This window comes from Salipiger aestuarii, assembly GCF_003259905.1.
Taxonomy (GTDB): domain Bacteria; phylum Pseudomonadota; class Alphaproteobacteria; order Rhodobacterales; family Rhodobacteraceae; genus Salipiger; species Salipiger aestuarii.
This window is the reverse complement of the sequence record NZ_QLMG01000001.1, coordinates 98,078-121,967: the sequence shown is the minus strand read 5'-3', so window position 1 is coordinate 121,967 and position 23,890 is coordinate 98,078. Positions and strand designations below refer to the sequence as shown.

The following is a 23,890-nucleotide window of genomic DNA, read 5'->3' as shown; positions in this document are numbered from 1 at the left end:
GCATTGGTCGACCACAGGGTCAGCCGGATGCATGTCCACCGTACCCGCCTTTCCGGCAAGGCGGTGCATTCGCGCGGCATCGGGGACGCGGCGGGCATTCACAGGGTGAGCCTCGTACTGGGCACGGGCGCCGGCCAGAGCATCGGGCCCGAGCATCGGGCCAGACCACCGCGCCAGACCACCGCGCCAAGGGGCGAACTGGCCCGTCTTTACCGGGCCCGCCGACGCTGAGGCCGCCGCGCTGCGTGCCTTTCTGCGCCCCCGGTATCCTCGGCGCAGACCGGTGCCGGTCGAACCGCTGATGAAAACCGCCGGGGCCGCCATCCCCGGCCTCCCCAATGCCAGCACAGCGCTGGAAATGCTGCTGCGTGAGGCCGATTTCGGCATATCCCCCGTCCATACGACCGGAGGCATCCTGAGGGAAAGTCCTGCGTGGCCCGGCGCCTGTCGAGGTGCCGACCGGGCCAGGCCCTGAAATCACCGTCGGTCCCGAAATGCGCGACACATGCCGGCAGGGCCGTCGCTAGGGCCGACCTACTGCCCGTCGCGGCCCGACACCTCGTCCAGCACCCGCGCCAGCAGCAGCGCCGCACCGCCCAGAATCAGCGAGCGGCCCATCGAATCGGTCACGTTCACCGGCGCGAACGCCTGCACCCCGTCGCGGCCCTTTTGGGCGGCGCGGCGCCAGCGGCTGCGGCGCGGCAGGGTTCCCATCTGATTGGGCTGGGGCACATTCCCGACGCGCGGCTTGGCGATCAGCAACACCGCGCCGATGGCCAACAATCCGCCCGCATAGGCCAGCGGCATCAGGCGCGCGCGGTTCACGGGCAGCCTTTTCGGGGGTATGGACAACAGCGAGGACCGGCTCGGCAGCTTGATCGACATCGGAGTCTCCTTTTGCCCGGTCAACCCCCGAAAGACCCACCGGGTTCCGCACAAAGGAAAAAGCCCCCGGCGAGGTGTCCGGGGGCATCAGGTTTCTGGAGGTCCCGGCCGGGGTGTCTTGTCTCCCCCGGTCCAGGCAGTCTCTGGTCAGCTTGGCCCCATCATGAAACACATGACCTGGCGTGCCTGAAGACGCCGACAGGCCAGATCCGCGGTTTCACGGGTCAGCCCGATGAAATTGGCGTCGTACCCGCCCCCGCGACCGACCACCTTGCGCAGCGATCCGTCCAGCGTCGACGATTCCATCAGCGACGTCTTCAACAGCACCTTTTCAGCTTCGAACTTGTTCGGGTAGCGCCCGACGTTGATGCCCCAGTGATGCCCGCCGGATGTGGACAGCCGCGTCACGACCTCTTGCTCGGGCGTCGGGGCGGCGTCGGTCAGGACAGCGCCCCGAACGCTGGCCAGCTGCACGCCGGCAAGATCCGCCGGGCGGCGCATCGGCTTGATCGATGCATCAGGAGCATCTCCGGCGCTGGCAACATCCAGCGCGGCCACCTCGGATACGGCCTTGACCTTGGCGGTCTGCACCGCGGCAAGAACGGTTTCGATGTCGCCCTTGACCGAGGCCACCAGCGGCGCCACGTCGCTGCCTTTCGCGCCCGCGCGCGCCAGAGGACGCAGCGACCGGGTCGGAGCGGCGGCCACCACGCGAATGGTCTTGCCGCGCGCGCCTTCGGGATCGGGATTGGCGCTTTCGGCGATCATCACGTTGCCAAGGCCCCTGTTGCCAAGGTACGGCGGCAGTCCCGGCTTGCGCATCGCCACATTGGTCTTGGCACGCTTGAACCCCAGATCCATCAGCTCGGCGACCTTGGCATTGCGTGACGCGGTCGACCGGCCCCCGAACACCACGGTGATGATGCGTTCGTTGCCGCGCTTTGCCGAGGCGACAAGGTTGAAGCCCGCCGCGTTGGTGTAGCCCGTCTTGATCCCGTCGGCGCCCTGGTAGGCCCCTAGGAACCGGCGGTTGGTGTTGGACACCTGGCGCAGACCCGCATCTTCGGTGATGCGCGAGAACAGATTGTAATACTGCGGGTAGTCATAGACCATGTGCCGCCCCAGCAGCGCCATGTCATGCGCCGTCGACAGGTGGCCCGACTGGGTCAGACCGTTGGCGTTCTTGAAGGTGGTCCGCTTCATTCCCAGCGCCTTGGCGGTGCGGGTCATACGCGCCGCAAAACTGGATTCGGACCCCGCGATATGTTCGCCGATCGCCGTTGCCGCGTCGTTGGCCGACTTGATCGCCGCCGCACGCACGAGATAGCGCAGCTTGATCTTTTGCCCTTGTCGCAGGCCCAGCTTGGATGGCGGCTCGGCGGCGGCATTGCGCGACACGGTGACATAATCATCCATGCTGATTTCGCCATGCTGCACCGCCTCGAAGGCGATATACAGCGTCATCATCTTGGTCAGGGACGCCGGGTGTAACGGCGTCTCCGCGTTTTCGGAATGTAGTATCTCGCCGCTGCGTGCATCCATCACCAGCCCCGCGTAGGGGGCGCTGAATGCAAGAGCCGGTGCCATCAGAAAGCACCAGGTGAGCATGAACAAATGAAGGCCTGCTCGGCCCGGCGTACGCCTGTGCCGTCCCGTCACGGTATCTGCCTCTTTTTCTGCCTCGGGTTCCCGGGTTAGCCCCGGTGAACGTCTGTTTTGATTGCCTGTGACCGTAGCACGGGCATCGCTTCAAATAAACCCTGCAATCGCTTGATCCGTTGCGGTTTTTACGTCAAGCGGCTCCCCATATATGGGGGGTTTCGGGGGCATCGCCCCCCAGAAAAGCGATTGTGGCAGGATTAAGGCATACGACTCGGGGCCGGATCACGCCCCCTCGCGAATCCGCGAGACAAGTGCCGCCAGCCCGCCCAGATCGGCAAGCTCGACGAAACGTGAATGATCGGGCGCCTCGGCCAGTTCCAGCCCCCAGACAAGATCATGCGGCACATGCACGCCCCAGGCACCGGACGCAATCGCCGGAACCACGTCGGATTTCAGCGAATTGCCCACCATCATCGCGCCGTCCGGTCCGCCGGGGCTGGCGGCAAAGATGCGGGCGTAGGTCGCGGGCGTCTTGTCCGACACGATCTCGACCGCATCGAAACGGCTGCCAAGGCCGGACTGCGCCAGCTTGCGTTCCTGATGCAGAAGGTCGCCCTTGGTGATCAGCACCAGGTGGTGGTCGGGGGCCAGCGCCTCGATGGCGTCCTGCGCACCGGGCAGCAATTCTATCGGGTGGGCCAGCATGTCCTGCCCGGCCTTCATGATGTCGGAAATGACGCTGCCGGGCACGCGACCCTCGGTGACCTCGATGGCGGTCTCGATCATCGACAGCACGAACCCCTTCACGCCGAACCCGTAATGCCCGACGTTGCGCCGTTCCGCGTCCAGCAGGCGCGCGTCCAGATCGGCGGTGTCGGCGTGATCGGCCAGCAGTTCGGCAAACCGCTCCTGCGTGAGCTTGAAGAACCGTTCGTTGTGCCACAGCGTGTCATCCGCATCGAAACCAATTGTTTGCAAATTCATGGCCATGTGACAGGACTCCACTACGCACCCTTTCCTCCGGGGGCACATCGCCTTATATAGTCGCTTCGAACCCTGAACCGCAAAGCGCCAATTCGCATGGCGCGTTTGATCCTGAGCCGAGCCACCGAGATGACACAGACCATCACGGACCACCCCTTTCGCCTTGCCAACACCCCGCCGGACGACGACGGGGGCATGGATGATGCCGATGTGGTGGTGCAGACCAAGCCCAAGACCAAGCGCCCGCCGCTATACAAGGTGCTTTTGCTGAACGACGATTACACTCCGATGGAATTCGTGGTCCATGTGCTGGAACGGTTCTTTGGCATGACTCACGCCCAGGCGTTCGAAATCATGCTCACCGTTCACAAGAAAGGCGTCGCCGTGGTCGGCGTCTTCAGCCATGAGATCGCCGAAACCAAGGTCGGACAGGTGATGGATTTTGCGCGGCGCCACCAGCATCCGCTGCAATGCACCATGGAAAAGGAGTAGGCCGGCAGCTTTTCCGGCCCGACCATGACAATCGACAGACTGAGCTTTGCCGCCGAGGCGGGAATGACCCTGCCCAAAGATGGATGCATCCTGGTCATCGGCGCGCCCGGCGACCTGATGAGCCATGCCCTGCCGCTGGACCGCTGTACCGTGGTGCAACGCTTTGCCCCCGATCATGACGCCTGGGCGCAGCGGGGCGTCAACGTGGCGCTTGCCGCCGAGGGCAGGTTTGACGCCGCCGTGGTGTTCCCCGCCCGCGCCCGCGAACTGTCGGAATCGCGCATCGCCGAAGCCTGCGCCGCCGTGCCCACCGGCCGCATCGTCGTGGACGGTCCCAAGACAGACGGGATCGAACCGCTGCTCAAGGCAATCCGCGCGCGGGTGCCGTTGACCGGGCAGGTGTCGAAAGCGCATGGCAAGTGTTTCTGGTTCGACAGCACGCCCGACTTTGCCGACTGGGCGCGCGGGCCAGCATTGAACGGCATGGGCATGTGGACCGCGCCGGGAGTGTTTTCCGCCGATGCGCAGGATCCGGGCACCGACATGCTGCTGGGCGCCCTGCCCGACAAGCTTGGCACGCAGGTGGCGGATCTGGGCGCGGGATGGGGCGGGCTCGCCGCCGGACTGCTGTCGCGCGACACCATCGCGACGCTGCACCTTGTCGAAGCCGATCGCACCGCGCTGGACTGCGCCGAAAAGAACATTGCCGACCCGCGCGCCCGGTTCCACTGGGCCAACGCACGCACCTGGGCCGCGCCCGAACGGCTTGACGCGGTGGTGATGAACCCGCCCTTTCATATCGGTCGCGCCCCCGATCCCGCGCTTGGGCGCGCCTTCATCACGGCCGCGCGCAAGATGTTGAAACCCTCGGGCAACCTTTGGCTGGTGGCCAACCGCCACCTTCCCTATGAATCCCAGCTTGAGACCGATTTCAGGCATTTCGAAGAAATCGCCGGCAACAGCCGCTTCAAGATCCTTCATGGCTATCGCCCGAAAGCCTGAACTTTCCTAACGTCGCAAGACCGGAACCCAACCAGGACCGCCCCATGAGCTATTCGATCGAAGGCAAGACGGCCATCGTCACCGGCGCTGCAAACGGCGTGGGCCTTGCCATCGCCCGGCATTTCGCCAACAAGGGCGCCAACGTCATGTTCGCCGACCTGGACGAAAACCGCCTTGCCAAGGAATGCGGCCAGGAAACCGCGAACATGGTCTATTTCGCCGGAGACCTGCGCGAACGGCTGACCCTTGCGAACCTGCTGTCGGCCACGCTGGATGCGTTCGACCGGGTCGACATTCTGGTGAACGGTGCACGCCAGATGCTGCCGGGCGATCCGCTGGACCTTGAAGACACCGCGCTGGAAACGCTGCTGGGCCAGAACCTGATGCCCGCCATGCGGCTGAGTCAGATCGTCGCGAAACGCATGATAAAGCAGGCCGAAGGCAGCGATGACCGCGAGGTCGGCGCCATCGTGAACCTGTCTTCGATTGCGTCATCGCGCACCCAGAAGCAACTGATGGCCTATTCGATCAGCTGCGCGGCACTGGACCAGATGACCCGGTCCCTGGCGGTGGAACTGGCGCCGCACCGGATTCGCGTGAACGGGCTTGGCTTTGGCTCGGTGATGTCGACAAGTCTCAAGGACCGGCTCAAGACCCACCCGGATTACCGTCTTGAAATCGAAAGTCACACGCCCCTTGGCCGCATCGCGGGGCCGGGGGCGCTGGCCGAGACGGTGCAGTTCCTTGCCTCGGACAGCTCCGGCTTCATGACCGGGCAGGTGCTGACCGTGGATGGCGGGCGCACTCTGATCGACCCGGTGTCGGCGCCCGCACACTGATTGCCTCTGCCTGCGCGTGGCGTTACCACGGGCAAACGCAGAGGAGACCACGCCATGACCGACGATTTCGACACCCGCAAAGCCCGTGCGTCGGACTGGTTTCGCGCATTGCGCGACCGGATCGCCGCGGCGTTTGAATCGCTGGAAGACAGCCACGCCACCGGCCCGTTCGCGGACGCGCCGGCGGGGCGTTTCGAAATCACCCCGACAACCCGCGCCGCCGCCGACGGGTCCGACGGGTCCGACGCAGGCGGGGGGGTAATGAGCGTGATGCGCAACGGACGCGTGTTCGAAAAGGTCGGCGTCAACGTGTCGACCGTCTACGGCACTCTGGGCGAAGCAGCACAAACGTCGATGGCCGCGCGCGGTGTTCCGGGGGTCGAGATCGACCCGCGGTTCTGGGCCAGCGGCATCAGCCTGGTCGCCCACATGGCCAACCCGCACGTCCCTGCGGTGCATATGAACACCCGGATGTTCTGGACACCCGGCGCGTGGTGGTTCGGGGGCGGCTCGGACCTCAACCCCTGTCTGGAGTATGACGAGGACACGGCGCATTTCCACGCCACGCAAAAGGCACATCTGGATCGGCACGGGCCTGCGCTTTACCCTGAGCTGAAGGCGTGGGCCGACGAATACTTCTATATTCCCCACCGCAAGCGGGCGCGCGGCGTCGGCGGGATTTTCATGGACGACCGCAACACCGGCGACTGGGAGGCGGATTTCGCCCTGACCCAGGACATCGGCCGCGCCTTCCTGCCTGCGTACCTGCCGCTGGTCGAACGCCGCCGGACCCTTTCGTTTTCGCAATCCGACCGCGAGGCGCAACTTGTCCATCGCGGGCTTTATGCCGAGTACAACCTTGTCTATGACCGGGGCACCAAATTCGGCCTTGCGACCGGCCACGATCCGGATGCCGTACTGATGAGCCTGCCGCCGCTGGCGAAATGGATCTGACCTTCCGCCGCTAGACAAGCCCTGCCTCTTTTGCCAGCATCGCGGCCTGCGTGCGGTTCGCGGCACCGATCTTGCGATACGGCGTCTTGACGTGCAGCTTGACCGTCGGTTCGCGGATTTCCAGGTCGCGCACGATTTCCTTGTTGGCTTCCCCTGTGTAAGGCAGTCCTGCACTTCGCGTTCGCGTCGCGACAGCATCTCGCCCATCGCGTTCGGCGCTGCGTCGACCTCGGCGCGCATGAAGTCGAGCGGCGCATAGTGTTCGCCCATCGCCATGAGACGCACCCCGTTTACCAGAGATTTGGCTGACAGCGTCTTGGGCAGGACTCCTGCCGCCCCGGCTGCAAGCGCCTTTTGCGCGCCCTCGCGGCTTGCGGTGCCCGAGAGGATCGCCACGCGCCGCGCCTTCCAGTACGCGCATCCGTTCAATCCCTTCCAGCGCGTTCATCCCCGGCATCGCGTCATTCAGCAGCACCAGATCGAAACCATCGCCGTCCATCCCCACCAGCTTCGCGATACGCTGAAGCTGTTCCTCGAAAGCGGCGGAATTTTGAAACCGCGACCGTCGCCAGCTATTGCAGGGCCGAAGCCAAGGTGACGGGCGGCGATCCGGATGCAGTCCGGGCGCACCTGCCCCGTGATCGCGCATCGTCTGCTCACCGGGCCTCACTGTTCTGCCTCCTCCTGTTTCAGGGGGTCAGTCCTGCACCTGACCCGTCGCAACACCGAACGAATTGGCCGTTTTCAAACATCGACCTTGCACGGAATGTCCCCCATAAATGCTAAGATCGGTGGATTTCCCACCCGTTGGCACCGCGACACGATCCGGAATTTCGAAATCGCGTCAGAGAGATCTTAATCCCCGGGTGTAGCCAGTCCCTATCGGGGTGTGCCGCCGACGGGCCGGATGCGCCTGTTTCACGGCGATGCGGAAACCGCGACGCTGGCCCGCCCCACACCGAACGGCGCCATTCATACCAGTGGCCCTGGTCGGCACGACCGCGCGCGCACCGACCGGAACAACGAGGATATGCGTATGCTTGCGCCCTTCACCCTGCTTCGCGCCCTTCTCGCGGCGCTTTGCCTGGCCATGCCTGCCCTCGCGGCGGAACTGCCCCCGCCCACGGGGCCGGCGTGGTTGACCGTGACCGGCGCAATCTTCGTCCGAAATCAGGCGGATGCAGCGGTGTTCGATCTTGCGGCGCTCGAATCCACGAAGCCCCGCGGCTTCGCGACGATGACACCCTGGAGTCGGGGGAACAGGCCTTCACTGGCGTTCCCCTGTACGACCTGCTCGCCGCTGTCGGCGCCTCGGGGCGCCACGCCCGCGCCATGGCGTTCAGCGATTACATCGTCGACATCCCGCTGACAGGCGGAACCGACGCTGGACCGATCACCGCCTATCGCCACAACGGATCGCTGATGGCGGTCCGCGACAGGGGGCCGCTCTGGATCGTCTACCCCTACGATTCCCGCGCCGCCTATCAGACCGAACAGATCTCTTCACGACGCATATGGCAACTCGGTCGCATCGTCGTTGTCGAATGATTGTGAACCATGCCCGCAGCCGCCAAGGGCGCCCGCCCCAGTAAACCGCAGCCCCCGGCCCGAGGAACGCGATTTCGACGTCTGCCTGCAGGCGCGTGACGAACGGCGCTTTTCCGCGGATTTCTCGATGGACCGTGCCGAGGCCACCACCCCGCTTTAGGTCGCCTGCTTCCGAGATGTATCGCGATGTCGCGACGCCGAACGTCAGTTGACCGAAGCCCGCGACCGGGCCCTCGCTGGTGAGCGTGGCACATCGCGTTTCCTTGCGGTGATGAGCCATGGAATGCGCACGCCGCTGAACGGTCTTCTGGGGACGATTCAGCGGTTTCCTGACCATTCCCTGACCGTGCGCCAAAGCGACCTGCTGGAGCGGATGCAGCAGTCGGGGCGGCTTTTGCTGTATCTGGTGAACGACGTTCTTGATCTTGCAAAGCTCGAACCGGACAAGATGGTTGCCGAAAGCGCGCCGTTTTCGCTGCCCGATCTTCCTGAAGGCGCGATCGAGACGACAGCTCCGTTAACACCGACCTCCGTTGGACATGATCGGCCCGCCCGCAACAACCGTGCAAGGGACGCGCGGCGGCTGCGCCACGTCCTGCTGAACCTTGTTTCGAACACGGTGAAATTCACCCGCGACGGCACGATCTAGATCGGGGCAGAACCACTCGGCCGACCCCGGAACGACATCGCATTCCGCGTGATCGACCCCGGCGCGGTCCCTGGCCAAGAACCGCTTGGCCCGCTGAAAATTCTCATGGTCGAGGACAACGAAATCAACCGGTTCATTCTAAGCCAGATGCTTGCCGCCGGAGGCCATCGACTCACTGTGGCGAGCAATGGCCGCATTGGAGCGGAACGCGCCGCCGCGCAGCGCGTTGACATCATCCCGATGGATATTTCCATGCCCGAGATGGACGGCGCCACGGCCGCGCGCGATCCGCGGCGGCTTGGGCCCATCGGCGCAGACCCCGATTGTCACGCTTACCGCCCATGTCTTTCCATGCCTTTGCCGAAGAGCGCGCACAGTTCCAGCAGGCCGGAATCTCCGCCTGCCCGACCAAGCCGATCGACAGGGCGGTGTTGCTGCCCACGATTGCCCGGACGCTTCGCCTGGCGCCCATCTGCACCGCCGTTCCGCAGCCTGCCCCCGTCCGGACGCAGGCACAGGTTCGGCCCCGAACGGCCCCGCGCGCGGCAGCGCGGCAGCCGACCCAGGCCCCCCACGCCCTCGCGCCCGGCCGCGCACTGTGCTTAGATAAATCAAACGGCAGGAGAGCATGGGATGGCAGAGTTGGAACGGCGCATCGCGCAGGGGCGCGGTGACATGCCCGCGGACATGGTGCTGCGCGGCGGCAGAATGCTGGACCTCGTGACCGGCGACTTGCTGGACGGCGACGTCGCGATCTGTGACGGTGTCATTGTCGGCACGCTTGACGCCTACGATGCGACCGAAGTGATCGACGTGACCGGGCTGACCCTGGTGCCCGGCTTCATCGACACCCACCTGCATATCGAAAGCTCGCTCGTCACGCCGTTTGAATTCGATCGCTGCGTGACGCCGCGCGGGGTCACCACCGCGATCTGTGACCCCCATGAGATCGCCAATGTGATCGGCGCGGACGGCATCCGCTATTTTCAGCGGGCCAGCGAGCACACGCTGATGGACATCCGTGTGCAACTGTCGTCCTGCGTGCCCTCCACCCACATGGAAACCGCCGGGTCCGAACTGCTGGCCAGCGATCTGCAAGCGCTGATGGCGCACCCTTCGGGGATCGGGCTGGCGGAATTCATGAATTACCCCGGCGTGATTCACCGCGACCCGCAAGCCATGGAAAAGCTGCGGCTGTTCGAGGGCGGGCACATCGACGGCCATTGCCCCTTGCTGTCGGGCCGCGATCTGAACGCCTATATCGCGGCGGGCATCCGCACCGAACACGAAGCGACAAGCGCCGCCGAGGCACTGGAAAAGCTGCGAAAGGGGATGCGGGTGCTGATCCGCGAAGGTTCTGTCAGCAAGGACATGCACGCGTTGCAGCCGCTGCTGACAGAACGCACCGCGCCCTACATGTGCCTGTGCACCGATGACCGCAACCCGCTGGACATCGACGAACACGGGCATCTGGATTACATGATCCGCACGATGATTGCGCTGGGGACGCCCCCGCTTGCGGCCTATCGCGCCGCCACCCTGTCGGCGGCGGAGGCGTTCGGCCTCAAGGATCGCGGCATGATCGCCCCCGGCAAACGGGCCGACATCGTGGCCATCGACAGCCTGGGGGGATGCCATGCCCAACTGGTGATCGCGGGCGGCAGGCGCGTCGACGACGCCGCGTTTGCGGCGCGGAGCACCGTGGCGCCGGTCGGGCGCCGCTCGGTCAAGGCGTCCGCGCTGAGCCCCGCTCAGTTCCGCGCCACCGGCAACCGCGAGGCCACCGATGTGATCGGTATCCGCGAAGGCCAGATCCTGACCGACCATCTGCACGAGACCATTGCCATCGCCGATGGCGACAAGCGCCCGGACCCCGCGCGCGATCTTGTCCGCATCGCGGTGGCCGAACGCCATGGCAGGAACGGCAATGTGGCGACGGGCTTTGTCAAGGGATTTGGGCTGACCTCGGGGGCCATTGCGTCGACCGTTTGCCACGATCATCACAACATCGCCTGCGTGGGGATCGACTATGACGACATGGCGTTTGCCGCCAACCGGCTATCGCAGATCGAGGGCGGCTTCGTCGTGGTGAAGGATGGCACGGTGCTGGCCGAACTGCCGCTGCCCATCGCGGGGCTGATGAGCCTTGCGCCCTTCGAAGAGGTCCGCGACCGGCTGGTCGATCTGCGCGCCGCCGCCCGTGGGCTTGGCGTCACGCTTGAAGAACCCTTCCTGCAACTGGCGTTTCTGGCGCTGCCAGTGATCCCGACGCTGAAGATCACCGACCGCGGCATGGTCGATGTCATGAAATTCGAGATCATCCCCGGTTGATCAGCCACATCTGCCATACTTCAGCGAAACCGGACCCGCATCGGGGTCGCTGAGCGTTCGGGTCAGCGTCGAGCCATCCCCGGACAGCGAAAGCGTCATGTCCCGCGTCCAGGTCATACCGTCGCCGGCAAAGCTGTAGCTGGCGTCGATCCGGTGCGGGGTGACCTCGTGACTGTCGCCCAGCCGGGCGCGGGAGTCGTAGAACCCCAGCATTTCGGCCGACACCAGCATCGCGCCCGTCGCATCGTCCCGCGTCACGTCACAATCGGCCGCAGTCAGACCCCACCGACCGCGCATCTCGATCGGGATGGCCGAGTCCACGACCCCGGGCGCCTTGTCCGCCTCGTGGCAGAAGGTCAGTTGGGCGAGCGACAAGAGCGCCATGGGAAGGAAAAAATCGCGGATCATGCCACAGAAACGGCACAGGCCGCGCGCGGGTTCCCGCGGTTACAGCCGGCTCAGCAGCTCCGCAGTGGGCCAGCCATCCGCCGGCAAGCCAAGCTTTGCCTGCATGTCGCGCACCGCCGCCCGCGTCCCCGCCCCCAGAATACCGTCGATCGCGCCGACGTCATAGCCGCGCGCCGCCAATGCGCGTTGCAGCGCTTGCATCCGGTCTCCCGCAAGCCCCGGCACCGGGCTGCCGGCATCATAGACCGGCGCGCCTTGCAGCCGCGTGGCGAAATAGGCGGCGGTTGTCACATAGGTAAAGCTTTGATTCCATTCAAAGTAAACGCGAAAGTTTGGATAGGCGATGAACGCCGGGCCGCCCCGACCCTGCGGCACCAGGATTGACGCCTCAAGCCGGGCGTCATCCAGCGCGCCGTCGCGTGCCCGCACGCCCAGCCGCTCCCATTCCGCGACGCTCATGGTGGTTTCCAGCCCGGTGCGCGACCAGTCGATGTCGGGCGGCAGCACGACCTCTTGCAACCACGGCTCGCCGTAGCGCCAGCCCAGCCCGGACAGCATCCGGGCCGCCGACATCAACGCATCCGGCGCCGAGGTCTTGAGCCGCACAAGCCCGTCGCCGTCGCCATCCACCCCGTTTTCAAGGATGTCGCGGGGCAGCATCTGAACCTGTCCGATTTCGCCCGCCCAGGCGCCTGTCGTGGTCGCGGGATCGAAATTGCCCTGCTCGAACAGCTCCAGCGCGGCAAAAACCTGCGGGCGAAAGATTTCCGGGCGGCGGCAGTCATGCGCCAGCGTCACCAGCGCGTTCAACGTGTTGAAATCGCCCTGAACGGCGCCGTAATCGGTTTCGAACGCCCAGAACGCCAGAAGCACCCCGCGCGATATGCCGAAGTCGCGCTCGATCCGGCTGAACACCGCGTCGAACCGCTGCCCCAGCGCCCGCCCCCGATCAAGCCGGTCCTGGCTGATTAGCTTGCGCGAAAATTCGATGAACGGGGTTTGAAAGATCCCTTGCCCCCGGTCCCGCCGCAGCACCGCCGGATCCTGACGCGCGCCCGACAGGAACTGGCGCACCACTGCCGCATCATGCCCCGACGTGATGGCCTCGTCGCGCAGACCCGCGACAAACGCCTCGAAACTGCCGCCACAGGTTGCCTGCTGCGCGGACGCTGGAAGCGCGCCACAGACCAGCGCAACCGATAGAAGAACTTCCCGCATTTCATCCTCGTTTCCGGCCTTGGTGCGACACTAGCAACCATCCCGGCGAACGCAACCGGCGGGTCCCCGCTCACGTTTTCGTTTTGTTCACTTTTGCTACCCAGTTATTAAAGATTTGTTTAGAACTGAGGCAGAATAACGATGCATCACGGGTGAGCGTCGAGAAGGAGTTGTCAAAAGTGCGGATTCTGATCGTGGAAAGCAGCGAAGAACTGTCGAACATCTGGCGCTTGCACCTCAAGCGCGCGGGCGCCGAGGTTCATGTGGCGCACACCCAGGATCAAGCCACCGATCTGCTGCTCAGACTCGACCCGCAGGTGATCGTTCTGGACCTCGTGCTCGAAGAGGGCAGCGCGCTTGCAGTGGCGGATTTCGCAAGCTATCGGCGCCCCGACGCGCGGGTCATTTTCGTGACCAACACGTCATTCTTTTCGGACGGTTCGATCTTTCGCCATTGCGCCAATGCCTGCGCCTACCTGCCCGCCGCGACCAAACCTTCGGACCTTGCGGCGATGGTCGAACACTACGGACAGGCGGCGGTCTAGGGTCAGGCCACGGGCAGCGCATCGCGCCCATGTGGCGCGGCCAGATCCAGATCCGGCCCCACGGGAATGATCCGGCTGGGGTTTATCATGTCGTGACTGTAGTAATAATGGCGGCAGATGTGGTCGAAATCGACCGTTTCCGCCACGCCGGGCCACTGGTACAATTCGCGCGTATAGGCCCACAGCTGCGGGTAGTCGACGATGCGGCGACGGTTGCATTTGAAGTGGCACTCGTAAACCTTGTCAAACCGGATCAGCGTGGTGAACAGCCGCCAATCCGCTTCGGTGATGCGCGCGCCGACAAGATAACGCTGCCGCGACAAGCGGTCCTCGATCCAGTCGAACGTGTCGAACAGCGGACCGACCGCCGCGTCATAGGCGTCTTGCGAGGTGGCGAACCCGGCCTTGTAGACGCCGTTGTTGACGGTGTCATAGATGCGGGCGTTGACGGTTTCGATCTGCGCGCGCAACGCTTCGGGGGCGTAGTCATCGGTGTTGCCGGTGATCCCGTCAAAGGCGGAATTGAACATGCGGATGATCTCGGCGCTTTCGTTCGACACGATGGTCTGTTCTTTGGTATCCCACAGCACGGGCACCGTCACCCGACCGGACATTCCGGGATCGACCCGCAGATACACGTCGCGCAGATGCGCCTGCCCGGCAACACGGTCGCCGGTGGCGCCGGGAAAACCGGTGCCAAAGCTCCAGCCTTCGGCCAGCATCTCGGGATGCACGACGCTGACGCCGACGATGTCCTTCAACCCCTTGAGCGCGCGAAAGATCAGTGCGCGATGCGCCCAGGGACAGGCGTAGCTGACATACAGATGATAGCGCCCCGCCTCGGCCGCAAAACCCCTGTCGCCGCCTGGCCCCGTGCTGCCGTCCGGCGTGATCCAGTTGCGAAACCCGGTGGTCCAGCGATCGAAACTGCCGTCTTTCCGGGTGTAGTCCCAGCGGTCGCACCACTGGCCGTCCCTGAGATAGCCCATAATGGCCTCCATGCATTTGCACACAAACTAGGCGACGCGCGGCGCGAGGCAATTCCCGCCCCGCGCGCAGACACCCCGCATGGGCGCACAGCGCGCCGCGCTCAGTCCCGGCCGGCCTTCAGCTTTGACACAAGATCGACAAGTTCGACCAGCGAGCGAATTTTAAGCTTTTCCAGAATGCGGGCCCGGTGGTGATCCACGGTGCGCGGGCTGATGCCCAGCGCATTGCCGATTTCCTTGCTGGACACCTCGGCGGGGTTGTCGACCATGCGTTCGACGATCTCTTCCTCGCGCGCGGTGAGGCGCGAGAACCGCGCGCCAAGATCGCGCCGCCGCAGCAGCGCCGCCTGTTTTTCCAGCGCGATCTGCTGCGCCATTTCGATCCGGGCAACCAGCGCCGACTGGCGAAACGGCTTTTCAAGGAAATCGACGGCCCCCGCGCGGATCGCCTGTACCGACTCCGGCACACCGCCGTGCCCGGTGACGAAAACCACCGCAAGCGGGCGATCCTGCCGGTTCAGCACGGCCTGCAATTCCAGCCCGTTCATCCCCGGCATGCCGTAATCGAGCACAAGGCAGGCTGCCGTTTCACCGTCATACGCATCCAGAAAGGCCTGCGCCGAGGCATAGGCGCTGACGGAAAACCCGCGCTGCCCCAGCGCGCGGGTCAACGACGTGCGTATGTCCTGGTCGTCATCCACGATGAAGACCGCAGGCGAGCCCTGTGCCATGTGCTGAAAATCGCTACCTGTCCCCACGGCGCGGACCTTACACGCCAAGCCCCGCGAATGTCACCGAAAAACTGAATGTTGTCAGACAGTATGGTCCGGTTTGGCGGGGCTGGCCTGAAGCGTGAAGCAAAACATCGCCCCGTTCGGCGTGCGGCGCTGGTGCCACAGACGCCCGCCATTGGCCTGACAGATCGACCGGCAGATCGACAGGCCAAGCCCCATTCCGGCGGCCTTCGTGGTTTCGAATTCCGTAAAGAGGTTGACGCCTTGCGCCACCCCCGGCCCGGTGTCGGACACCGCGACACAGACCTGCGCACCCTCGCGCCGGGCCTCGACGATCACCCGGCGATCGGCACCACCGCCCTCCGCCACCGCCTCGATGGCGTTGCGCATCAGGTTCACCAGCACCTGCGCGATTTGCAGGCGGTTGGCGTTGACGGTTGGCAAATCGCCAAGATCGGCGACCACCTCGACCCCGGCGGCGCGCGATTCCGCGCTGAGCAGCCGGCTGGTCTGGGCGACAAGCTCGGACAGGTCGAAATCGGTCTGGATGCCCTCGTCGCGGCGGATGAAACTGCGCAGCGCCTTGATGATCTCGCCCGCGCGCAGGGCCTGTTCGGCGATCTCGTCCAGCGTTTCGCGCAAGCCGTGATCGGCGCCCGGCATCTGTTCCACCGCAAACAGCGCGCTGTCGGCGTTCTGGGCGATGGCGGTCAGCGGCTGGTTCAGTTCGTGCGCAAGCCCTGCCGCCACCTGCCCCATCGTGTTGTCGCGCGACAGGTTCGACAGATCCTTGCTGAGTTCGGCCACCTGGTCTTCGGTGTGGCGGGCCTGGGTGATGTCTTCCATGGCCAGCACGACGTGCATCGGCTTGCCTTCCTGGTTGAAGATCAGGATGGCGTTCACCAGGACCCAGATCCCCTCGCCGTCGCGGCGCTGGCAGCGCATTTCCTGATTCACTTCACGCGGGGCGCCGCTCTGGTCCGCATCGAACAGGAACACCGGCGGTTCCTTGGGGTCGCCCAGTTCGGCAAAGGACATGCGGGCCAGTTCGGCCGCGGTGTATCCGGTGATCTCGCAGAATTTCTCGTTGACGCGCAGAAAGCGCCCCGTCGTGGCGTCGATCTGCGCCATCCCGCGTGAGGTCAGCTGAAACGTGCGCCCGTATTCCAGTTCGGTTTCACGACGCGCGGCGATCTGCTGCATCAGCGCCCGGTTGGCGTTTTCAAGTTCCTGATAGGTGGCGGGCAGCGGTTCGGACGGATCAAGTTCGCCCTGCGCCACCAGCGCCGAGCGCACGGCAAAGGCCCGCACAGGTTTGTGGATGAAATTGGCCAGCGCCAGCCCGCACAACCCGGTGATTGCCGCCACCAGTGCGGCGATCCAGATGTTGGTCTGGCGGTTCTGCTTGATCGCCGCGGTGAAATCGCTTTCGGGTGCGTAGGCGGCGATGGTCCAGGGCAGCTTGTCGCTGATCGGCGGCATGACCACGGCCACATAGGTTTCGCCACCGTAATTGAACTGCGACAGGGTTTCGGTCTGCACGGGGATGCGCCCGTCGGCCATCAGCTGGGCAAAGGCGGCCCGTGCAATGGGGTCGTCGATATGTTCGATGTCGACAAAGCGCAGCGTACCGTCGGCGCCTTCGGTCTTGAACAGGTCCTGATCGGGATGCGCGATCACGTCGCCGTTGGAGTGGATAATCAGCGCATGCCCGGTCGACCCGATGCGCAGGTTGGCGAGGAAATCCGAAATATCGCTGATCTCGATATCCACGCCGACGATACCGCGCACCCCGTCCGACCCCTCCAGCACCGGCGAGGCCAGCGTGATCCCCGGCTGGCGCGACGAGAAAAAGATATAGGGGTCGGTCCAGATCGTCGTCAGCTCGCGGCGCGCGCGGATGTACCATGGGCGGTCGCGCGGCTCGTAGGTGTCGGCCCGGTCGAACCGCCGTTCGACGACGTCGAAATCGTTGTTGCGCCAGATCAGTTCGGTGCTGCGGCTGTCGCCGTCCCGCCGGATGATCTTGGTCCGGAACGGCCCCGGCCCGTCCGAGCGCATGACATAGACGAATTCGCCGTCCTCGCTGCCGTAATAGACCCCGGCAAATTGCGGCGCCAGTTGCAGCTGCTGGTAAAGCAGCTGTTCCATCAGCTCGGGCACGTCGCTGGCGATCACCCGGTCCTGGGCCAGCCGCGCGGACAGCTCCGCCGCACCGCGCGCCGGGCCCAGAAAACCGCGCGAATGGGCAATCGTGTTGGACCCCACATCGCTGAGCAATTCGCGGGCGTGATCCAGCAGCGCGCGTTCCGAGGTCACATAGGACGAGAACACCACCGCAAGCACCGCAAGAAACTGCAACCCCGCAAGGCCGACAGCCAGCATTGCCCCAAGTGATGTGCGCATTCCGCCCCCCCCCCTGCGGCGGGACGCTCGTTGTCCGCCGCAGGGCGTTTATAGCCCTATCCCCTGCCTGGGCGCAGCCCCGGATTTCACCTTTGCGACGTCTGCCAGTCGGGATTGATCCAGGGTGCACGGTTGTCGGGCGACAGCGGCGCGCGGCCAAGGATGTGATCGGCGGCCTTTTCGCCGGTCATGATCGACGGCGCGTTGAGGTTGCCGTTGGTGATGCGCGGGAAAACCGAGCTGTCGGCAAGGCGCAGGTTCCGCACCCCGATGACCCGGCATTCGGGATCGACCACCGCCGTGGGATCATCCTTGCGGCCCATGCGGGCGGTCCCGCAGGGGTGATAGGCGGATTCCACATGGTCCTTGATGAACGCGTTCAGGTCATCATCGGATTGCGCATCGATGCCCGGCTGGATTTCCTTGCGGTAATAGGGCGCGAACGCCTGCTGCCCGAAAATCTCGCGCGTGAGGCGGATGCAGCGCCGGAAATCGGCCCAGTCCTGTTCGTGGCCCATGTAGTTGAACAGGATCTTCGGCGCGTCTGCCGGGTCGCTGCTGCGCAGCGTAAGCGTGCCGCGCGAGGGGCTGCGCATCGGCCCCGTATGGGCCTGAAAACCGTGCCCTTCGGCGCTTGCCCGCCCGTCATAGCGCACCGCGATGGGCAGGAAATGATACTGGATGTCGGGATATTCGACCCCTGCCCGACTGCGGATGAACGCGGCGCTTTCGAACTGGTTCGATGCCCCCGGCCCGGTGCGATTAAGCAACCAGCGCGCCCCGACATAGGCCTTGCCCCGCAGGTTCCAGTATTTGTACAGGCTCACCGGCTGGCTTGCCGCCGCCTGGATATACAGCTCCAGATGGTCCTGAAGGTTCTTGCCGACGCCCGCGCGGTCGGCGACCACGTCGATGCCATGCTGCGCCAGTTCCGCCCCCGGCCCGATGCCCGAAAGCATCAGCAGCTTGGGCGAATTGAGCGAGGACGCCGCCAGGATCACCTCGGCCAGCGCGCCGATCACCTCGATCTTGCCTCCCCGTTCGACCTCGACGCCGGTGGCGCGGCCGTTCTCGATGATGATCCGGCGGGCAAAGGCGCGGATCAGATTGCAGTTTTCACGTTTCAGCGCCGGGCGCAGGTACGCCTTGGCGGCGGAAAACCGCGCGCCCTTCCAGACCGTCATGTCGAAGGGGCCAAAGCCCTCTTGTTGCTCGCCATTGTAATCGTCGGTAACGGGATAGCCCGCCTGACGGCCCGCCTCGACAAAGGCGCGGGTCAGCGGGTTCAGGCGCGGGCCGCGCGTCACATGCAGCGGGCCTTGCGTGCCGCGCCATGCGGCGTCGCCGCCATGCCCGCCGTCATGCCAGTTTTCCATGCGCCGATAATAGGGCAGCACGTCGGCGTAACCCCAGCCATCCGCGCCCTGATCGCGCCAGTGATCGAAATCGCGGGCATGGCCGCGCACATAGATCATCCCGTTGATCGAAGACGACCCGCCGATCACCTTGCCGCGGGGCGTCACCAACCGGCGACCGCCAAGATGCGGCTCGGGCTCGGTCTGGTAGCCCCAGTCGTAGCGTTTCATGTTCATCGGATAGGACAGGGCGCCCGGCATCTGGATGAACGGCCCCGCGTCGGACCCGCCGTGTTCGATGACCAGCACCTGTTTTCCCGCCTCGGCAAGGCGCCAGGCGATGGCGCAGCCAGCGGACCCCGCGCCGACGATGACGTATTCGGCCTGCATCAGAACGCTGCCTCGACATCGCCCATGCGGACATAGACGGATTTGAGCTGGCTCCAGTGATCCAGTGCGGCCTTGGAATTCTCGCGCCCCACGCCCGAGGCTTTGACGCCGCCGAACGGCGCCTCGACCGGCGCGTCATTGTAGGAGTTGATGAAACAGCTTCCGGCGCGCAGCTGGCCGATGACGCGGTGGCCGCGCGACAGATCGCGGGTGAACACCCCGGCGGACAGGCCGTATTCGGTGGCATTGGCGCGGGCGATGGCCTCGGCCTCGGTGTCGAAATCCAGCACCGCCATGACGGGGCCAAAGATTTCCTCGCGCGCGATGGTCATGTCATCGGTGACATCGGCAAAGACCGTGGGTTCCAGGTAAAACCCGTCGCGGTCGACGCGCCCGCCGCCGCTGACAAGCCGCGCACCCTCGGCCTTTCCCTTTTCGATGTAGCCCTGCACAATCTGCATCTGCCGGTCCGACACCATCGGGCCGAAGCTGGTCGCCTCGTCCAGCGGATCGCCGATCACGGCGTTCTTCAGGCGTTCGGCAAGGCGCGCAAGGAACGCCTCCTTGATGCCCTTTTGCACAAAGACCCGCGTGCCGTTGGAACAGACCTGCCCCGAGGAATAGAAGTTGCCGTTGATCGCCCCGCCGACCGCGTTGTCGAGATCGGCATCGTCGAAGATCACCAGCGGCGACTTGCCGCCAAGCTCCATGGTGACGTGCTTCATCTGTTCCGCCGCCGCAGCATAAACCTTGCGCCCGGTCGGCACCGATCCGGTCAGAGACACCTTGGCCACGCGCGGATCGGTGACCAGCGCCGCGCCGACCGCGCCCATGCCCTGCACCACGTTGAACAGCCCTGCGGGGGCGCCTGCCTCGGTCAGGATCTCGGCGATTTTCAGCGCGCAAAGCGGCGTGGTTTCCGACGGTTTGAACACCATCGCATTGCCGCAGGCCAGCGCGGGCGCGGCCTTCCAGCAGGCGATTTGGGTGGGGTAGTTCCAGGCGCCGATGCCGACGCACACGCCCAGCGCCTCGCGGATGGTATAGACCCAGTCATCGCCCAGCGGGATATGCTCGCCGGTCAGGCCATTCGCCACGCCGCCGAAATATTCCAGCGCATCGGCGCCGCTGGTCGCATCCGCCACCAGCGTTTCCTGCAAGGGCTTGCCGGTGTCGCGCGTTTCCAGCACCGACAGTTCGCGGTTGCGCGCGCGCATGATCTGCGCGGCGCGGGTCAGAACGCGGCCGCGTTCGCGCGGGGTCACCCTGGCCCATTGCTTTTGCGCGATCTCGGCGGCGGCGAGCGCGGCGTCGATCACGGCGGGGGTGGCGGCGTGCAGGGTCGCGATGACCTCGCCCGTGGCGGGGTAGATCACCGGGATCGGGGTGCCGGTGTTGTCTTCGACATAGGCACCGTCGATATAGTGGCTGGCGCTCGGCTGGGGGTCGTACATCGTTTTTCCAATCATTCGCCGCGCGGGAAGCGGGCGTTGTCCTCGACCACGTTCAGATCCATGTGGTTGCGCATGAAACGTTCCGACGCTTGTTGCAGGGGCTGGTAATCCCACGGGTAATAGTCCCCGTTGCGCAGGGCCTCGTAGACCACCCATCGCCTGGCCTGGCTTTTGCGGACCTCGGCGTCAAAGCGTTCCAGATCCCAGCGGGCATCGGCGGCGGCGCGCAGCTTTTCCAGCGGTTCGCCATGGGCGCTATCGCCAACCAGGTTGGTCAATTCATGCGGATCGGCTTCGAGATCGAACAGCTGTTCGGGGTCAAGCGAACAGCGGGTGTATTTGTACCTGCCGTCCCGCAGCGCGACGAGCGGCGCACAGGATGCCTCGGCCGCGTATTCCATCGCCACCATTCCACGCGTGCCGCCCCTGGCGACCGGGATCAGCGGTTCGCCAGCGGTCCAAGGCATGACCTCGGCCATGTCGATGCCGGCCAGATCGCACAGCGTCGGGCAGACGTCGATGTTGGACACCGGCGTGAGATTCACCCCCGGTTCCAGCCCCGGCGCGCAGATCATCATCGGCACCCGCGACGCGCCTTCAAGGAAGGTCATCTTGAACCACAGGCCCCGCTCGCCCAGCATGTCGCCGTGGTCGGACACAAACAGGATCGCCGCCTCTTGCCGGGTGCTTTCCAGAATATCCAGCATCTCGCCCACCTTTTCATCGAGGTAGGAAATGTTGGCGAAATAGGCCCGGCGCGAGCGTTTGATGTTGTCTTCGGTGATGTCGAAGGCGCGCCAGTCATTGGCGTCGAGAATGCGTTTGGCGTGGGGGTCGTGGTCGTTATAGGCCATCGCGGGGATGTCGGGCAGCAGATGCGCGCAATCCTCGTACATGTCCCAGAACTTGCGCCGGGCCACATAGGGGTCGTGTGGATGGGTGAAGCTGACGGTCAGGCACCACGGGCGCGTATCGTACGCGCGTGCGAGGTCGTACAGTTTCGCCTTGGCGCAATTGCCGACCTCGTCGTCGTATTCCATCTGGTTGGAAATCTCGGCGACGCCCGACCCGGTGACCGAGCCCATGTTGTGATACCACCAGTCGATGCGTTCGCCCGGTTTGCGGTAATCCGGCGTCCAGCCGAAATCGGCGGGGTAGATATCGGTGGTGAGGCGTTCCTCGAACCCGTGCAACTGGTCGGGACCGACGAAATGCATCTTGCCCGACAGGCAGGTGTGATAGCCCGCGCGGCGCAGGTGGTGGGCATAGGTCGGCAGGTCCGACGGAAATTCGGCCGCGTTGTCATAGACCCCCGTCACCGATGGCAATTGCCCCGACATAAACGACGCACGACCCGGCGCGCAGAGCGGACTTGCGGTATAACAATTGGGGAATCGCACGGATCGCGCGGCGAGTCGCTTCAGATTCGGGGCGTGCAGCCAGTCGGCAGGCCCGTCGGGAAACAACGTCCCGTTGAGCTGATCCACCATGATGACAAGGATATTCGGTTGCGTCATTTGAGGGCCCGCAGTTCATGATCGAGGGTGGCCAGCACCTGCGCGGCGGCGCTCGTGCCGGTGGTGTCGTCGGGGTTGACGGCGAAGCGCAGGTAGATGCCGTCGATCAGCCCGCCCAGCCGCGTGGCGATTCCGGGGGCGGCATCCCCGGCAAGCGCGCGCAGGTTGTAGACGAGGTTGCTTTCCAGCCGCCGGTGATAGACCGACAACAGCCGTTTCGCCTCGGGCGATTGCTGCGCCAGAACGTAGAAATTCAACCACGCCGCAATGACTTCGGCGCGAAAGTTGGTGGGGCTGAAACTGGCGCGGATGATCGCGTCTAGCCGGTCGCGCGGCCCATCCGAGGCCACCAGCGCGCCGCGCACCTCGGCGCCGTAAATCGCCAGCACATGGCGCATCGCCGCCAGAAACAGCGTGTCCTTGTCACCGAAGTAATGAAAGGCAAGCGCGGCGGACACGCCGGCCCGCTTGGCGATTCGCCCGACGGTCACATTCAGGCTGCCGGTGGCTCCGATCTCTTCGATTGCCGCTTCGACAAGCTGTTGCTTGCGTTGTGGTTGAGCCGACATGCGCGTATCCTCAAAGGTGCAAGAAAAGGGTTGCAATATGGGAGTAGCCGTGAGTTGATTGATTGGTCAATCAAAAAATGAAGACATCAAGAAAGGGAGACCCCATGAAACTTGTCACAACCGTTTCCGCCCTCGCGCTGAGCACCACCGCCGCCTTTGCCGATTGCGACAGCGTCACCATGTCCGATGTGGGCTGGACCGACATCACCACCACCACCGCGGCCGCCAAGCATGTTCTGGAGGCGCTGGGATACGACGTGGATGTCAAGGTCCTGTCGGTGCCCGTGACCTTCGCGTCGCTGGAAAGCGATGATGTGGACGTGTTCCTCGGCAACTGGATGCCGGCGCAGAACGGCGCGATCACACCCTACCTCGACAGCGGCGAGATCGAATCGATCAACACCAACCTGGAAGGCACCAAATATACCCTCGCCACCACCCAGGCGGCCTGGGACGCGGGCCTGCAAAGCTACGCCGACATCGCCAGGTTCGAAGACGAGCTTGACGGCAAGATCTACGGCATCGAGCCGGGCAACGAGGGCAACGCCTACCTCGTGTCGCTGATCGACGAGAACAAGCATGGGCTTGAGAATTTCGAAGTCGTCGAAAGCTCGGAACAGGGCATGCTTGCGCAGGCGCGCCGCCTTGTGGACGACGGCGAATTCATCGTGTTCCTGGGTTGGGAGCCGCACCCGATGAACGCCAATTTCGACCTGCAGTACCTGCCCGGCGGCGAAGATTTCTTCGGCGGCGAAGGCGTGGTCAACACCGTGACCCGCAAGGGGTTCGCCGAGGAATGCCCCAACCTGGGCAAGCTGTTCGGCCAGATGGATTTCTCGCTGCCGATGGAAAACCTTATCATGGGGCAGATCCTTGACGATGGCGCCGATCCCGAAGACGCCACGCTGGACTGGATCAGGGCCAACCCCGATGCCGTGACGGCCTGGGTCGACGGCGTGACCACGGTGGATGGCGAAGACGGCACCGCCGCTGTCAAATCCGAACTGGGCCTTTAAGGC

23 protein-coding genes are annotated in these 23,890 nt (G+C 64.7%); 10 read left to right on the top strand and 13 right to left on the bottom strand.

The features are described 5' to 3' along the window. Positions 1-534: 534 nt before the first annotated feature. From ATI53_RS00665 to ATI53_RS00655, 3 genes are all read right to left on the bottom strand, one after another. The gene (locus ATI53_RS00665; RefSeq protein WP_009506282.1) at positions 535-885 is read right to left on the bottom strand and encodes a hypothetical protein; all 351 of its coding nucleotides are present in this window, start codon (positions 883-885) and stop codon (positions 535-537) included. Positions 886-1,032: 147 nt separating this feature from the next. Then, positions 1,033-2,493 carry a D-alanyl-D-alanine carboxypeptidase family protein gene (locus ATI53_RS00660; RefSeq protein WP_111549464.1) on the bottom strand — a complete coding sequence of 487 codons (1,461 nt, stop codon included), beginning with the start codon at positions 2,491-2,493 and terminating at the stop codon, positions 1,033-1,035. Between the two features lie 276 nt (positions 2,494-2,769). Further along, positions 2,770-3,477, bottom strand: coding sequence for an HAD family hydrolase (locus ATI53_RS00655; RefSeq protein WP_009506284.1), 708 nt, complete (start codon positions 3,475-3,477; stop codon positions 2,770-2,772). Positions 3,478-3,600: 123 nt separating this feature from the next. Between ATI53_RS00655 and clpS the strand changes: the two genes are divergently transcribed. The 4 genes from clpS to hemF are packed head-to-tail and all read left to right on the top strand — an operon-like array spanning position 3,601 to position 6,758. Then, a complete protein-coding gene (gene clpS / locus ATI53_RS00650) occupies positions 3,601-3,963 on the top strand; it encodes an ATP-dependent Clp protease adapter ClpS (RefSeq protein WP_034453299.1) in 363 nt (120 codons plus the stop codon). Between the two features lie 24 nt (positions 3,964-3,987). Further along, on the top strand, positions 3,988-4,965 hold the full coding sequence (locus ATI53_RS00645; RefSeq protein WP_111549463.1) for a class I SAM-dependent methyltransferase: 978 nt from the start codon (positions 3,988-3,990) through the stop codon (positions 4,963-4,965). 44 nt (positions 4,966-5,009) lie between these two features. Further along, the gene (locus tag ATI53_RS00640; protein WP_111549462.1) at positions 5,010-5,804 is read left to right on the top strand and encodes an SDR family NAD(P)-dependent oxidoreductase; all 795 of its coding nucleotides are present in this window, start codon (positions 5,010-5,012) and stop codon (positions 5,802-5,804) included. A gap of 54 nt (positions 5,805-5,858) precedes the next feature. Next, complete coding sequence (hemF, locus tag ATI53_RS00635; protein WP_111549461.1) at positions 5,859-6,758, top strand: oxygen-dependent coproporphyrinogen oxidase; 900 nt, start codon at positions 5,859-5,861, stop codon at positions 6,756-6,758. A gap of 10 nt (positions 6,759-6,768) precedes the next feature. Here the strand turns inward: hemF and ATI53_RS00630 are convergent, their stop codons facing one another. Beyond that, complete coding sequence (locus tag ATI53_RS00630; protein WP_240778538.1) at positions 6,769-7,407, bottom strand: LuxR C-terminal-related transcriptional regulator; 639 nt, start codon at positions 7,405-7,407, stop codon at positions 6,769-6,771. A gap of 485 nt (positions 7,408-7,892) precedes the next feature. Here ATI53_RS00630 and ATI53_RS23770 point away from each other — a divergent pair, with 485 nt between their 5' ends. The 4 genes from ATI53_RS23770 to ade all read left to right on the top strand — a co-directional run bounded on the left by ATI53_RS23770 (position 7,893) and on the right by ade (position 11,286). Continuing rightward, complete coding sequence (locus tag ATI53_RS23770) at positions 7,893-8,306, top strand: putative pterin-binding protein (protein WP_223865872.1); 414 nt, start codon at positions 7,893-7,895, stop codon at positions 8,304-8,306. A 208-nt stretch (positions 8,307-8,514) separates the two neighbouring features. Next, positions 8,515-8,955, top strand: a complete 441-nt coding sequence (locus ATI53_RS00615) for a histidine kinase dimerization/phospho-acceptor domain-containing protein (protein WP_083840687.1) — start codon at positions 8,515-8,517, stop codon at positions 8,953-8,955. Between the two features lie 105 nt (positions 8,956-9,060). Next, on the top strand, positions 9,061-9,561 hold the full coding sequence (locus tag ATI53_RS24315) for a response regulator (protein WP_223865876.1): 501 nt from the start codon (positions 9,061-9,063) through the stop codon (positions 9,559-9,561). A gap of 27 nt (positions 9,562-9,588) precedes the next feature. Next, positions 9,589-11,286 (top strand): adenine deaminase, encoded by a 1,698-nt coding sequence (gene ade / locus ATI53_RS00605; protein WP_111549456.1) that lies wholly within the window; start codon positions 9,589-9,591, stop codon positions 11,284-11,286. On the opposite strand, the gene ATI53_RS00600 is transcribed toward ade, so the two are convergent. After that, positions 11,287-11,694: a hypothetical protein gene (locus tag ATI53_RS00600; RefSeq protein WP_009506294.1), complete on the bottom strand. Its 408-nt coding sequence runs from the start codon at positions 11,692-11,694 to the stop codon at positions 11,287-11,289. It lies immediately after the preceding gene. A 39-nt stretch (positions 11,695-11,733) separates the two neighbouring features. After that, positions 11,734-12,912, bottom strand: a complete 1,179-nt coding sequence (locus ATI53_RS00595; protein WP_009506295.1) for a lytic murein transglycosylase — start codon at positions 12,910-12,912, stop codon at positions 11,734-11,736. A gap of 179 nt (positions 12,913-13,091) precedes the next feature. Between ATI53_RS00595 and ATI53_RS00590 the strand changes: the two genes are divergently transcribed. Continuing rightward, positions 13,092-13,457, top strand: a complete 366-nt coding sequence (locus ATI53_RS00590) for a response regulator transcription factor (protein WP_009506296.1) — start codon at positions 13,092-13,094, stop codon at positions 13,455-13,457. A 2-nt stretch (positions 13,458-13,459) separates the two neighbouring features. Here ATI53_RS00590 and ATI53_RS00585 read toward each other — a convergent pair whose 3' ends face one another. The 7 genes from ATI53_RS00585 to betI all read right to left on the bottom strand — a co-directional run bounded on the left by ATI53_RS00585 (position 13,460) and on the right by betI (position 22,871). Next, on the bottom strand, positions 13,460-14,446 hold the full coding sequence (locus ATI53_RS00585; RefSeq protein ID WP_009506297.1) for a glutathione S-transferase family protein: 987 nt from the start codon (positions 14,444-14,446) through the stop codon (positions 13,460-13,462). A 101-nt stretch (positions 14,447-14,547) separates the two neighbouring features. After that, on the bottom strand, positions 14,548-15,177 hold the full coding sequence (locus ATI53_RS00580; protein WP_009506298.1) for a response regulator transcription factor: 630 nt from the start codon (positions 15,175-15,177) through the stop codon (positions 14,548-14,550). An 81-nt stretch (positions 15,178-15,258) separates the two neighbouring features. Further along, entirely contained in the window at positions 15,259-17,586 is a 2,328-nt protein-coding gene (locus ATI53_RS00575) for a cache domain-containing protein (RefSeq protein WP_034453278.1), read from the bottom strand. 86 nt (positions 17,587-17,672) lie between these two features. Then, the gene (gene betA, locus ATI53_RS00570) at positions 17,673-19,331 is read right to left on the bottom strand and encodes a choline dehydrogenase (protein ID WP_111549455.1); all 1,659 of its coding nucleotides are present in this window, start codon (positions 19,329-19,331) and stop codon (positions 17,673-17,675) included. After that, a complete protein-coding gene (betB, locus tag ATI53_RS00565; RefSeq protein ID WP_009506301.1) occupies positions 19,331-20,785 on the bottom strand; it encodes a betaine-aldehyde dehydrogenase in 1,455 nt (484 codons plus the stop codon). The genes betA and betB overlap by 1 nt, the downstream gene beginning before the upstream one ends. A gap of 11 nt (positions 20,786-20,796) precedes the next feature. Next, positions 20,797-22,302 carry a choline-sulfatase gene (betC, locus tag ATI53_RS00560; RefSeq protein ID WP_009506302.1) on the bottom strand — a complete coding sequence of 502 codons (1,506 nt, stop codon included), beginning with the start codon at positions 22,300-22,302 and terminating at the stop codon, positions 20,797-20,799. Next, positions 22,299-22,871 carry a transcriptional regulator BetI gene (betI, locus tag ATI53_RS00555; protein WP_009506303.1) on the bottom strand — a complete coding sequence of 191 codons (573 nt, stop codon included), beginning with the start codon at positions 22,869-22,871 and terminating at the stop codon, positions 22,299-22,301. Before betI ends, betC begins: the two co-directional genes overlap by 4 nt. A 104-nt stretch (positions 22,872-22,975) precedes the next feature. Between betI and choX the strand changes: the two genes are divergently transcribed. Then, a complete protein-coding gene (gene choX / locus ATI53_RS00550; RefSeq protein WP_009506304.1) occupies positions 22,976-23,887 on the top strand; it encodes a choline ABC transporter substrate-binding protein in 912 nt (303 codons plus the stop codon). Positions 23,888-23,890 lie beyond the last annotated feature (3 nt).